Source organism: Streptomyces sp. 150FB, from assembly GCF_000818195.1.
Classification (GTDB): domain Bacteria; phylum Actinomycetota; class Actinomycetes; order Streptomycetales; family Streptomycetaceae; genus Streptomyces.
In genome coordinates this window covers 467,017-479,344 of record NZ_JTHL01000001.1, presented here as the reverse complement: position 1 = coordinate 479,344, position 12,328 = coordinate 467,017, and the positions used below count along the sequence as shown (strand labels likewise).

The window sequence follows — 12,328 nt, the reverse complement described above, 5'->3', positions numbered from 1 at the left end:
CGGCGGCGAGTTTGTTCAGTGCGTCGTCGAAGCGGCGTTGGAGGTCGGCCGCGGGGAAGTTGTTGAGGACGTCGTTGGTGGAGATGAGTTGGGCGACGCGTTGGCGTTCGGTGGGGTCGACGGTGCCGTCGGCGGCTGCTACCAGGGCGCACATGGCCATGGAGGCGTCGCGGAAGGCGCCGGACTTGAGGTCGTTCTTCTTCGCGTTGAGCTGGGTCTGCATCGTCGCCGCTGATTCCTTGAACCGGTCCCACAGGGCCATGAGTCACTCCATCGGTCACAGAGCCGTCCCTGCCGCGAAGGCCGGACGGCCGTTTGTATCTACAGTTGTGTAGAAGTTACGTGTAGAAGTTATCAGGCGGGCGCGCGCTCGCCGGGGGGCCCTGCCGGTCCGGAGGATCCGGGCGATCCGGTTGATCCGGCGACTCCTCCCGCGGGGCGGCCCGCCCTCCCCGCGGCCTGGGCGATGTTCCGGGCCATCCCGCCGAACACCATGCCGTGGAACGGCCAGACGCTCCACCAGTAGAGATGCCCGAGCAGGCCCTGCGGATGGAACAGCGCCCGCTGGCGGAACACGGCCCGCTCCCCACCGCCACCGGCCGCGCCCCCGTCATCCCCTTCGTTCCCCTCCCGCGCCGGGAGGGGTTCGGCCCGCAGCTCCAGCCACGCGAGCCCCGGCAGCCGCATCTCGGCGCGCAGCCGCAGCAGCCTGCCCGGCTCGATCTCCTCCACCCGCCAGAAGTCCAGCGAGTCACCCACCCGCAGCCGCTGCGCGTCCCGCCGGCCCCGGCGCAGCCCCACGCCGCCGACGAACCGGTCGAGCCGGCCGCGCACCGCCCAGGCCAGCGGGAAGGAGTACCAGCCGTTGTCACCGCCGATGCCCTCGATGACCCGCCAGAGCGCTCCCTGCGAGGCGTCCACGACCGCGCCGCGGTGGTCCGTGTACAGGCTGCCGCCCGCCCAGTCGGGGTCGGTCGGCAGCGGATCGCTGGGGGCGCCCGCCACCGAGGCGTTGGACCAGCGCGTGGCGACGGACGCCTCCTGGACGCGCCGCAGCGCCAGGGACACCGCCCGCTCGAAGGGGACGGGCCCCTCGGGCGGATCGGGCACGTAACGCGCGAGGTCGTGCTCGCGGCAGACGACCTCATGGCGCAGCGACTCGGTGAGCGGCTTGGCGATCGAAGCGGGGACCGGCGTCACCAGCCCGACCCAGTGGCTGGAGAGACCCGGGGTGAGCACGGGCAGCGGCAGGATCAGCCGCCGGGGCAGACCGGCCACCTTCGCGTAGCGCCGCATCATGTCCTGGTACGTCAGGACGTCGGGCCCGCCGATGTCGAAGGCCCGGTTCACGTCGGCGGGCAGCCGCGCACAGCCGACGAGGAGGCGCAGCACGTCCCGTACGGCGATCGGCTGGATGCGCGTACGTACCCAGCTCGGCGTCACCATGACCGGCAGCCGCTCGGTGAGATAGCGCAGCATCTCGAACGAGGCCGAGCCGGAGCCGATGATGACCGCGGCCCGCAGCACCGCGGTCGGCACGCCGGAGTCCAGCAGGATGTGGGCCACTTCGGTGCGGGAGCGCAGATGCGCCGACAGTTCGCGCTCCGGTACTCCGGCCGGGGTCAGCGCGCCGAGCAGGATGACGCGCCGCACGCCCGCCGCCTTCGCCTGCTCGGCGAAGACGCGGGCGGCGCGCCGGTCGGTGGCCGCGAAGTCGTGCCCGCCGCCCAGCGCGTGCACCAGGTAGTACGCGACGTCGATGCCCCGCAGCGCCGCTCCGACCGACTCGGCGTCGGTGACATCACCCCGTACGATCTCGGCGTCGCCCGCCCAGGGGTGGTCCCGCAGCCTCTCGGGCGACCGGGCCAGGGCGCGCACCCGGTGGCCGGCCTCCAGCAGCTCGGGTACCAGGCGCCCGCCGATGTAGCCCGTCGCGCCGGTCACCAGACAGCGCAGCGGCGCGCCGCCGGGGTCCGCCGCCGGTTCCGGCCTCTGCGGGTGATCGAGTTCCATAGGCCGAGCCTGGGCCCGCCGGAGCGGATCAGCAAGGCGAGAAAGCTCCCGGGGCCATGGAGACCGGCCGCCGCGGCGGTGCCCCGCTCACTCCGGGCGCATCGGCGGCTCGGCGGGGGAGGGGCGGACCGGGCCGAACAGCACGGCGCGCGCGACCCGTGGCGCGAACAGCGAGGTGATCGGGGCGGTCAGGGTCAGGACGGAGCGGAAGGCGTTCCCGACGACCGGATCACCCGTGGCGCGCTGCTGCACCCGCGTGAGGTACCAGGCCGCTGCCCTGTCGGCCACGCTGCCGCCGCCGACGGCGTCGCCGGTCGCGCCCGGCATCTCCTTGTCGGCCCCCGACGAGATGTCCCACGCCTGCCGCGAGGCCTTGAACACGGCGCGCTGCGCGCCGTCGGTGACCGGAGCGCGCCCCCGGTCCCCGGCCGCGCCCGCCCTGCCGAGCGTGTCGCGCAGCGCCAGGGCGGCGAAGGAGGCGACGGACACGCCCTGCGCGTACACCGGGTTGAAGGAGCACAGCGCGTCGCCGACGGCGAGGAAGTTCGGCGGGCGGTTGCCGGGACGGTCGTACCTGCGGCGGACGTTGGACGTGGCGCGGAAGGCGTGCACCGGCGACCGGGCCGTCGCCTTCAGCAGCCACTCGTGCAGGACAGGGTGGGGGAGACGGCTCGCGAAGGCGAGGAAGCCGGCCTCGTCCGACGGAGGCTCGGAGCCGCGCAGCGCGGAGAGCGTGACGAGGTACCTGCCGTCCTCGGTGGGCACGGCGACGGCTCCGTCGGTCTGTTCGGGGTCGGTGACGAAGAAGTAGGCGCGGGTGTTCTCCTCGGGCGCCTGCTCACCGGCGCTGAAGAGACAGGTGGAGTAGGCGAGTCCGGCGTCCACCGTCTCCTCCTTGGCGGGCTCGGCGCCGATGCCGGTCAGCCACTCGGGGGCACGGGAGCCGCGCCCCGAGGCGTCGACGACCAGGCCGGCGGCGAGCTCGCGTATCTCCTGGTGGGTCGCTGAGCCGCGCTCGCGCAGCCGTATGCCCTCGACGCGGCCGCTGTTTCCGAGAAGCCCGACGACCTCCGTACCCTGCACCGTCACCAGGCGCGGATCCGCCAGTACGCGGCGGCGCACCAGCCATTCGAGCAGCGGCCGGGTGCCGGTCTGCAGATGCGTACTGGCGGCGGTGCGCCGGTACCAGCGGCCGCCCTCCCAGTAGACGATGTCGGCCGGCATCCCGATCCGGGGAGCGCCGTGCTCGTCCAGCTCGGCCCCTATCCCGGGGAGCAGCTCCTCCAGCGCGCGCTGACCGCCCTCCAGCAGGAGGTGCGTGTGCCGGCTCTGGGGGACGCCCGCGCGCGGCTCGGGCCCGTCGGGAAAGCGGTCGCGCTCGACTATCGTCACGCGGTCGTAGTGGGCGAGGAGTATGTGGGCCGCCAACAGCCCGGCGACGCTCCCCCCGATGACCACGGCATGGCGGTCGGCGGGTCCCGGGTCGTCCTGGTCCGGCGTACCGCTCTGTTCGCTCGCCGTATGCGCCATGTGTGCTCCGCCGCTCTGTACCGTCACTGAAATGTGACAGCCAGTATCGCCGTGGCCAGAGCATTGATCACGGCGACTATGCGCCGTTTTCCGGGAAGCCGGATTCCTGGCCGCGCGCGTGGGGTACGGGCGCGCGCGACGGACCGGTGCCGGCCGGCCCGTCGCGCGGATCTCACACCTTGCGGTAGTCGTACGCCTCCGAGGCCGCCGCCTGCACCGCGTCCAGATCTCCTCCCGCGGAGGCCGTGACCAGGGCGGCCACCGCGCCCTCCACGAAGGGCGCGTCCACCAGCCGGGCGCCGTCCGGGAGTTCGTCGCCCTCGGCAAGCATCGCCTTCACCGTCAGCACCGCGCTGCCCAGATCGACCAGCAGCGCGACCCCGGAGCCCCGGTCCACCTCGGCGGCGGCGGCCGATATCAGCTCCGAGCTGGTGCCGAGGTCCCCGTCGGGGGTGCCGCCCGCCCCGGCCACCGGTGCGAGGGTCCCGCCGCCCGCGAGCCCCTTGGCCAGCTCGGCCACGGCCGCGGCGACCGGTCCGCTGTGCGACACGAGCACGATGCCCACAGGCCTGTCCACGCTCATGCGTCCACCGTCCCTTCCTTCGTCCCGCCCGCCGATCCGCCCGCCGTGTCGGCGAGCGCCGCGATGATCAGGGCGGAGGAGGTCGCGCCGGGATCCTGGTGCCCGACGCTGCGCGCCCCCAGATAGCTCGCCCTGCCCTTGCGGGCCTGGAGCGGTACGGTCGCCAGCGCGCCCTGCTCCGCCGCCTCGGCCGCCGCCGCGAACGACGTACCGAGCGCCGTGACCGCGGGCTCCAGCGCGTCCAGCATGGTCTTGTCCCCGGCCTTCGCCCCGCCGAGCTGCGCCACGGCGGCGACCCCGGCACCCAGCGCCTCGGCCAGCAGCGCCCGGCTGACCTCGTCGCCGTCCCCGAGCGCCTTGCCCGTACGGCGCAGGAGCGTCCCGTACAGCGGCCCCGACGCACCGCCCACCGTGGAGATGAGCTGGCGGCCCGCGAGCGTCAGCACCGCCGCCGGAGTGGCGGCCTCATCCCGCTCCAGCACGCCGGTGACGGCACGGAACCCGCGCCGCAGGTTGGAGCCGTGGTCGGCGTCGCCGATCGCCGAGTCCAGCTCGGTGAGACGGTCGGCCTCGCGCTCCACCGAGGCCGCCACCGCTGTCAGCCAGCGGCGGAAGAAATCGGTGTCGAGCGTCTGTTCCGCATCCTGATCAGGCACGTGGATCTCCTTGCCGGCTCTGTCGTGACCTGTGGGCCCTGACCTGGGATTTCAACGGCCCCAGCGCAGCCCGGCGGTCTCCACCGGCGCGTCCCACAGCCGCAGCAGCTCCTCGTCGGCCTGGCAGAGAGTCACTGAGCAGCCCGCCATGTCGAGCGAGGTCACATAGTTCCCGACGAGCGTACGGGCCACCGGTACGCCCCGTTCGCCCAGCACCCGGTGCACCTCGGCGTTGAACCCGTACAACTCCAGCAGCGGCGTCCCGCCCATGCCGTTCACCAGCGCCAGCACGGGCCCCGAGGGCCGCAGATCGTCGAGCACCGCGTCCACGGCGAAGTCCGCGATCTCCCGGGACGTCATCATGGCGCGTCGCTCCCGACCCGGCTCACCGTGGATGCCGATGCCCAGCTCCAGCTCACCTTCGGGCAGGTCGAAGGTGGGGCTGCCCTTGGACGGCGTACTCACGGCGGTCAGCGCCACACCGAAACTGCGCGCGTTCTCGTTCACATGCCGGGCGATCGCCTCCACCCGCTCCAGAGACGCCCCCTCCTCGGCGGCGGCCCCGGCGAGCTTCTCCACGAACAGGGTCGCCCCGGTACCGCGCCGGCCCGCGGTGAAGAGGCTGTCCGTCACCGCCACATCGTCGTTGACCAGGACTTTCGCGATCTGAATGCCCTCGTCCTCGGCCAGCTCGGCCGCCATGTCGAAATTCAGGACGTCACCGGTGTAGTTCTTCACGATGAAAAGCACGCCGGCGCCACTGTCCACGGCCGCGGCCGCCCGTACCATCTGGTCCGGCACCGGACTGGTGAACACCTCGCCGGGACAGGCGGCCGAAAGCATGCCAGGACCGACGAACCCGCCGTGCAGCGGCTCGTGCCCCGAACCGCCCCCGGAGACGATCCCGACCTTCCCGGCGACCGGCGCGTCCCGCCGCACGACCACCCGGTTCTCCACGTCGACGGTGAGCTCGGGGTGCGCTGCCGCCATCCCTCGCAGAGCATCCGCGACCACGGTCTCCGGCACATTGATGAGCATCTTCATGTGCTTCTCCTACCTAAGTTAGCAGGCACGTCCCTGACCGGCATACTCGCAGGTCAGACCCAACGAGCCCGTTGTTCGATCTTGGCGGTCCCCGGCGGTTGGAAGCGGGTGCCGGCGGCGCTGATGCCGACCTCTTGCCGACCTGTCTGACGGGCTGCCAGATTGACCAGGGTCGCCGCACGGCGACCTTCCCCATCAATTATCGATCGAACCCGCTCATACGGCATGGCCTGGGAACAGCGAGCCGGCTGCAGCCCGGCGCCCGGGGGGATCGACGAGTTCGCCCCGCTGATCGTCGCCACCGCTTCCGGTGGACAGTCCGACTTCTTTCACTGGATCGGGTGCCCGTGCCCCATACCGGCCTGTTCGCCAACCGTCGGGAGGAGCCTGGGACCGTGATCTTGCAACCAAGTCGCCCGGTAATGCCCGTCGTTGGTTCCGTGCCGGGTGACTTACGCGAGCGGGCGGCAGGGGGCGCGGTGGCGGCGGCGCGGCTGCGGCGTCGGCTGGAGGAACGGGTCGGCGCGGACGGCTCGGTGCACCCCGTCCTGGCAGACATCTGCGTCCTGCGCGCCCTGGGCCACCTCACCCGACACCGTCCCCCCTCCCGTACGTTGCTCTCGCGCCGCTGGACGGCCGGCACGGCCAGATCCGCGTCTGCCGTTCCGCGCAGTCCGCTCGCGGCCCGCGACGCACCCCGAGGTCCCGAACCACCCGTCCCCATGCACACATATCCCGGCACGCTTTCGATGTCCGGCGAGGATTTCCCCCAAGGCGTGCATCTGCCCAGACTCGCTCACACTCTGCCCCGGGCACTCCACCCCGGCAGCGACCGGCTGCTGAGAGAGACCACGGCATGGGCGCACGAGCACCTCGGCTTCGCGTACGACGGTGACCACGAAAAGATCAGTCACAACGCCGACGGGGCACTCCTGATCGCCTTCAGCATCCCCCACTCCGACTACGACCTGGCCCTGGTGTGCTGCAAGGTCATGAACTACCTCATCGGGATCGAGAACGGCCTCGTCGACCGGGGTGCGCTCGGCGGCAGCTCGTTCGCCACCCGCGGCGTGTTCTCCCGGACCATGCAGGACCTGCTGGGCCGGCAGGACGGCGCCACCCCCTTGACCGCCGAGTTCCGCCGGCTGCGTCACCGCATGCAACGCCCCGCCTGGGAACGGTTTGTCGCCTCAATGGAAGACTTCGCCTACGGCTTCACCACGGAACTGGAGCAGTGGCGGGAAGTCGGCTGCACCGGCTACAAGGACTACCTGACCCAACGGCGCAGCAGCCTGGGAGTGCGCCGGCTGTCCGGCTTCGCCGAAGCCGCCCACGCCGAACTGCGCCTGTCGGAGGAAGACTTCCACAACGCCGACGTGCCGGCCCTGCACGACACCGCCGTCGACGGCTACACCCTCCTCAACGATGTCGTCTCTTATCGGCGGGAAGCAGCGATGGGCGACCCGGTGAACCTCGTGCACTACCTCAAGGAACACGAGGAACTCGACACCGAGGGCGAGATGAACCGGCTGTGCGCTCTGATCGACGCGAATGAGGCAACGTTCCAGCGGCTACGCGCGCAAGCCCTCGGGCCCGGCAGGCACGATTCAGCGATGGCGGCCTATCTCAGCGAGGTCGGCCACATCATGACCTCGAACCTCTGGTGGTCCACGGTCAGCGACCGCTACGACCCCGGCGGCCTCGGCTGGGACGGCACCACCCCGGGCACCCTCACCCTCTACACCGACCACTCCACCTTCGTACCCGACCTGCAGTCAAGCCGGCGGTCCGCGCCGGCCGGGGGGCGCGGGTTCTCGCGTATGTCAGGCGAGGGCGAAGTGGGCCGACCGCAGGCCGCGTTCGGCTGGGCTGGTGAGGTCGGGGCGGGTATGGCGCTCGGCTTGCAGGTGATAGTCGTAATCGGCGCGAACCATGTGGCGGTAGTCGCGTACGCACCGATGGAGCGCGGTGCGATCCGCGCCGGCCATCCGGGCGGTGTCCGTCTGGACGAGGGTGTTGTGCTCGTAACCCAACGAACGGCCGCCAACGGATATCGACGTCGAAACCATCCGATCGTGCGGAGTGGAGGCCTGTATTCGTCGCGGGGGTGCGTGAGCGCGCCGGAACGCTCCCGCACGCCGTTCCGCGACAGCGCCGGGTTTGGTGATCTTCTCGGTGAGCGCCGTTGCGCTCCATGTGCCTGAAGGGGCGTGTGTGTGGTCAAGTGCTGAGGAGCACAGCGACGTGAATGTCCTGACACCCGTGCCGCGTCTGCCGTCGCTGACGGGCATCCGCTTCCCGCTCGCCATGGCGGTGACCGTATGCCACATGGCCTATGTCTCAGGTGTCTTCACGGGCCCGGTGCGGGGAGTGCTCTCGGTCACCGAGCCTCTTGCGACGAGCGCGGTGACGGGCTTCTTCGTCCTCTCGGGTTTTGTCATGACGTGGGCCCACCGGCCCGGCGACCGGCCACGGGAGTTCTATCGGCGTCGCTTCTGGAAGATCTTTCCCAACCATGTCCTCGGCTGGACCCTCGCTGTGGGGTTCTTCGCCCTCGCCACGGCGGATCCACCGCTGATCATGCCGACCGGTGACAGCCCGGGCGCCGGCCTGGCCAACCTGCTGCTGGTGCAGAACTGGGTGCCGGATGCCGATGTGTTCTTCAGCTTCAACACGCCCGCCTGGTCGATCTCCTGCGAGGCGTTCTTCTACGCCCTCTTCCCTGCCCTGCTGGTCCTGGCCCGCAAGATTCCCGTACATCAACTGCGCCCGGCGTGGGCGGCAGTGGTGCTGCTGATCCTGGTATTGCCGCTGGTGTCCTCCGTGATCACGGGACCTGTGCTGTACGACTGGCTACCCATCAACGAGAACAGCCTATGGTTCATCTACGTCCTGCCCCCGGTGCGGCTGCCCGAATTCGTCCTGGGAATCGTCACCGCTCGCCTTCTCCAGACCGGTGGCCTGCCTCGCCCCACCCGCGCTTGGTTGTGCCTTCCGCCCCTCGCCGCCCTGGCCGCGGTGCCGCTGCTGCCCAGCCAGTACGCGCTCGGAACGATGACGGCCGCACCCATGGCCCTGGTCATCGCGCACCTGACTCTCAAGGACACCGAAAACCGCTCCGGGGTGCTGGCTCGGCCCGCCATGGTCGCCCTCGGGGACTCCTCCTACGCCCTCTACATCATCCACTTCCCCCTTCTGCTGATCGCCCGCCAACTCCTGGGAACCGAAAGCACTTTCACCCCAGGTGCCGGGCTGCTCCTGGTCCTGGGACTCATCGTTCTCTCGATGGGAACCGCCTGGACGGTCCACCGGTACTTCGAACAGCCGCTCACCCGGGCCTTCAGCCGCCGCACCCCGCTCCCACAAGCACGGGGCGCCGCGGCGCCGACCAGCCTTGGGTCGCCACGGGAAGCATCGGCCACGGAGACACGGTCGGACAGGTGACTTTCATCGACACGGGTTCCGGTCGTCCGACTTCAGGGCCGGCGTTCCGAGCCTCGGACGTCATGGAACACGAAAGGAACCAGATGCCGCGTACCACTGCCGAAGCCGCTTCCACTGCCGAGCGCTACGCCGACCTGGGGTCGACCACCATCTACGACTCGTACCTCAGGACGCTTCGCCGGCCGGCTTGTTCGTCGACAGAGCCGCTGGACCGGCTGAAGGCTCCGAAGGCGGGCCACGCCACGGTTTGGGTCTACGACGGGATCAGACACAACTCGACGAGAAGCGACCTGCTGCGTGACGCCTACCGGCGTTCGCCGACCGGTCCCGGCCCTGTTGGCCGGGTCCCTGCTCGAACTTCCGCAACGCGCGTCAGGCGGCACGGTGTGGGTCCACGTCGTGGCCGACGGGGTGATGGCCCGCCTCGGCGGCGCGAACGGCGAGCGGCAGCCCGACGTAGCCTTGGCCGGCGACGACAACGTCCGTGACGACTCCCATCTGGGTAAGGAGCGCTGCTGTGCCCCTGGTTTCTGTGGTGATGCCGGTATACAACTCGGCCGCCACTCTCGGCGCGTCGGTGCGCTCCGTGCTCGCGCAGACCCACACGGATGTGGAGCTGCTGGTCACCGACGACGCGTCCACCGACGACTCCATGGACCTGTTGCGGGATCTGGCCCGCCAGGACGGGCGTGTGCTCCCGCAGGCGGCGCCCGAGCAGGGCGGCGCGGCCAGGGCCCGCAACCTCGCCCTGGCGCGGGCACGGGGGGAGTACGTGGGGTTCCTGGACAGCGACGACATGTGGCTCCCCGGAAAACTGGAGCGGCAGCTCGCGTTCGCCGCCGGAGGCGATGCCCCACTGACGTTCACCTCCTACTACAAGGTCGACGGCGACTACACGGGCGAAGCCCGCGACTTCACGCCGAACGGCCGGGTGGTCACGGCACGGGAGCGCGTGACGTACCGCGACATGCTGGTGCAGGACCACATCGGGGCCCTGACCGCCATGTACTCCCGGACGGTGCTGGGCACGAGGCTGATGCCGGACATGCCGAAACGGCAGGACTACGCGCTGTGGCTCTCGATCATGAGGGACGGGCACCCCGCCCGGGGTCTGCGGGAACCGCTGGCGGTCTACAGGGCAGGCCGGGCGGGGTCGCTGTCCTCGAACAAGCTGGCGCTGGTGGAGCACAACTGGCGGCTGTACCGAGAGCACGAACACCTCTCGGTGCCGCGTTCCACGCTGGCGCTGTCCGGGGCGGTGTGGCACTCGCTGCGCAAGTCCCGAATCTAGATCTGCCCGGCGGGCGACCGTTTCCGGGTGCTGCCCGACCGGGCCCCGCCCCGCCGGCATGCCGCGTGACCGGCGGTCGGACCCCGGGACTCGGCGGGTCACCGGCGTGCGCAGGAACAACTGGAGGAGCAGCCCCGGTCGGCGACCGGGACGGTCTCCTGACCGCTGTGGAGCGTCTCCCGACGGTGCGGGAAGCGGGAGTCGTCCAGGATCGGAAACGGCTTGCACTCTTCGCCCACGCCGAACAGGTCGAAGAAGGTCCCGTAGTGGTAGGCCGACTCGGCGGGCAGGCTGCGGCTGTCCTCCGACAGCCGCGCCACCGCCGCGTGGGCGTCGGAGAGGATGCTGGGGGCCGCCGCCGAGCGGGTCGGGGCGAACGCACAGGAGCGTGGTGCGGTCCGGGGGCAGGGTCCCGTTCACCAGGTGGCGACGGAGGGATCCGGATGGACCGCAGGTCGACTGCGTTGGTCCAACAGCGAGCCGACGACGGGTACGGGCCCCCGGCAAGTGTCCGGTGGGCCCGTCGCATGGTTCTGTCATCCGGCCTTCCGCGTGGTCGTCGACGTCCCTCCCAGGCTCTGGACCGGGAGGGGCTGTCTTTGCCTCGCGCTACCTCCTCACCCTCTCTCCGCCCGCAGTTCCGCCAGGAGTTCTCCGACGCGTTCGACGGCGGTGGTCGTCTCGGCTGGTGGGGCCAGGGTGGTCAGCCGCAGGTGGGCGCCGTGGGAGCGGTCGTCGGCGCCGAACTGTGAGCCCGGCATGGCCAGGACGGATTTCGTCCGCAGCAGGCGCAGGGCAAAGTCGTCGGCGCTGACCCCGGCCGGGAGGTCCAGGCGTGGGAAGGCGTAGAAGGCGCCTTCCAGTGGGGCACAGCGGAGGCCCGGTTGGTCTGCCATCGCGATACGGGCCGCCCGGCGGGCTTCGTGGAGCGCGCCGCCCGGGGCGGTCAGTGCCGCCGCGTCGTCCAGGGCGGCCGGGGACAGGGCGGCCGGGATGGCGTACTGGCCGACGGTGTTGGGGCTCAGCCGGAGCGCGGCCAGCGAGGTCAGGGCGTCGAGATAGGACCGGGCGGTGCCGGGCGGGCGGCACGCGACCATCCATCCCGCGCGCAGGCCCGGCACCCGGCTGAGCTTCGACAGTCCGCCGAAGGTGAGGCACAGCAGGTCCGGTGCCAGCGCGGCCAGCGGTGGGTGCGGCCCGGGGACGTACTGGATTCCGTCGTAGATCTCGTCGGAGAACAGTACGAGTCCGCGGCGACGGGCCACCGCCGCCAGTCCGCCGAGAACCTCCGGCGGCCAGACGGCTCCGGTGGGGTTGACGGGGTTGACGACGACCAGCGCGCGGGTGCGCGGGCTCGCCAGCCGGACGAGGGCGTCGAGGTCCGGGCGCCAGCCGTTGGCCTCGGGGCACGGGTACGGCACGGGCGTGCCGCCGCACAGGGCGGCGTACGCGGGCCACATGGGGTACCCGGGGTCGGGGACGAGCACCTCGTCACCGGGGTCCAGCAGCGACTGGAGGGTCAGGAAGGCCAGTTCCGAGACGCCGTTGCCCAGCCACACGTCCTGCGGTCCGACCCCGGGCAGCCCCCGGCGGGTACGGAAGTGCTCGGCGACGGCGGCGCGGGCCGCCGGGTGCCCGGCCTCCTCGCTGTAGCCGCGTGCGTCCTCCAGCCGTTCGGACAGTGCGGCGACCACGGCCGCGGGGGCGGGTATCCCGTGCGCCGCCGGGTCGCCGAGGCCGAGGTCGGTGATCCGGCGGCCCCGGGCG

10 protein-coding genes and 2 pseudogenes are annotated in these 12,328 nt (G+C 71.4%); 3 read left to right on the top strand and 9 right to left on the bottom strand.

The genetic code is table 11. The annotated features are described in order from the left end of the window. From QR77_RS01925 to dhaK, 6 genes are all read right to left on the bottom strand, one after another. Window positions 1-262: tellurite resistance TerB family protein (locus QR77_RS01925; RefSeq protein ID WP_150130533.1), on the bottom strand; the 262-nt coding region annotated here is incomplete at its 3' end. A 92-nt stretch (window positions 263-354) separates the two neighbouring features. Beyond that, on the bottom strand, window positions 355-2,013 hold the full coding sequence (locus QR77_RS01920; protein ID WP_052488458.1) for an SDR family oxidoreductase: 1,659 nt from the start codon (window positions 2,011-2,013) through the stop codon (window positions 355-357). Between the two features lie 87 nt (window positions 2,014-2,100). Beyond that, window positions 2,101-3,543: an FAD-dependent monooxygenase gene (locus QR77_RS01915; protein ID WP_040019361.1), complete on the bottom strand. Its 1,443-nt coding sequence runs from the start codon at window positions 3,541-3,543 to the stop codon at window positions 2,101-2,103. A gap of 172 nt (window positions 3,544-3,715) precedes the next feature. Beyond that, entirely contained in the window at window positions 3,716-4,126 is a 411-nt protein-coding gene (locus tag QR77_RS01910) for a PTS fructose transporter subunit IIA (protein ID WP_040019360.1), read from the bottom strand. After that, window positions 4,123-4,782 carry a dihydroxyacetone kinase subunit DhaL gene (gene dhaL / locus QR77_RS01905; protein ID WP_040019359.1) on the bottom strand — a complete coding sequence of 220 codons (660 nt, stop codon included), beginning with the start codon at window positions 4,780-4,782 and terminating at the stop codon, window positions 4,123-4,125. Before dhaL ends, QR77_RS01910 begins: the two co-directional genes overlap by 4 nt. Window positions 4,783-4,833: 51 nt before the next feature. Then, entirely contained in the window at window positions 4,834-5,826 is a 993-nt protein-coding gene (dhaK, locus tag QR77_RS01900) for a dihydroxyacetone kinase subunit DhaK (protein WP_040019358.1), read from the bottom strand. Window positions 5,827-6,248: 422 nt separating this feature from the next. Here dhaK and QR77_RS49950 point away from each other — a divergent pair. Next, a pseudogene (locus QR77_RS49950) lies at window positions 6,249-7,367 on the top strand (hypothetical protein); the annotation flags it as partial. Between the two features lie 282 nt (window positions 7,368-7,649). Here the strand turns inward: QR77_RS49950 and QR77_RS48085 are convergent. Next, window positions 7,650-7,799: pseudogene (locus QR77_RS48085) on the bottom strand (terpene cyclase); the annotation flags it as partial. 271 nt (window positions 7,800-8,070) lie between these two features. On the opposite strand from QR77_RS48085, the gene QR77_RS01890 reads away from it, so the two are divergent. Beyond that, on the top strand, window positions 8,071-9,270 hold the full coding sequence (locus tag QR77_RS01890; protein ID WP_040019356.1) for an acyltransferase: 1,200 nt from the start codon (window positions 8,071-8,073) through the stop codon (window positions 9,268-9,270). 517 nt (window positions 9,271-9,787) lie between these two features. Further along, window positions 9,788-10,561 (top strand): glycosyltransferase family 2 protein, encoded by a 774-nt coding sequence (locus QR77_RS01885; RefSeq protein ID WP_040019355.1) that lies wholly within the window; start codon window positions 9,788-9,790, stop codon window positions 10,559-10,561. A gap of 98 nt (window positions 10,562-10,659) precedes the next feature. Here the strand turns inward: QR77_RS01885 and QR77_RS47680 are convergent, their stop codons facing one another. Together QR77_RS47680 and QR77_RS01875 are read right to left on the bottom strand one after the other, a co-directional pair. Continuing rightward, complete coding sequence (locus QR77_RS47680; RefSeq protein WP_040019354.1) at window positions 10,660-10,881, bottom strand: hypothetical protein; 222 nt, start codon at window positions 10,879-10,881, stop codon at window positions 10,660-10,662. A 297-nt stretch (window positions 10,882-11,178) separates the two neighbouring features. Beyond that, the coding region (locus tag QR77_RS01875; protein WP_040027109.1) for an aminotransferase class I/II-fold pyridoxal phosphate-dependent enzyme at window positions 11,179-12,328 on the bottom strand (1,150 nt) is incomplete at its 5' end.

Bases quoted from the DNA above. Each gene is read 5' to 3' on its own strand.
- QR77_RS01920 (WP_052488458.1), bottom strand. From the start codon at position 2,013: ATGGAACTCGATCACCCGCAGAGGCCGGAACCGGCGGCGGACCCCGGC.
- dhaK (WP_040019358.1), bottom strand. From the start codon at position 5,826: ATGAAGATGCTCATCAATGTGCCGGAGACCGTGGTCGCGGATGCTCTG.
- QR77_RS01915 (WP_040019361.1), bottom strand. From the start codon at position 3,543: ATGGCGCATACGGCGAGCGAACAGAGCGGTACGCCGGACCAGGACGAC.
- QR77_RS01910 (WP_040019360.1), bottom strand. From the start codon at position 4,126: ATGAGCGTGGACAGGCCTGTGGGCATCGTGCTCGTGTCGCACAGCGGA.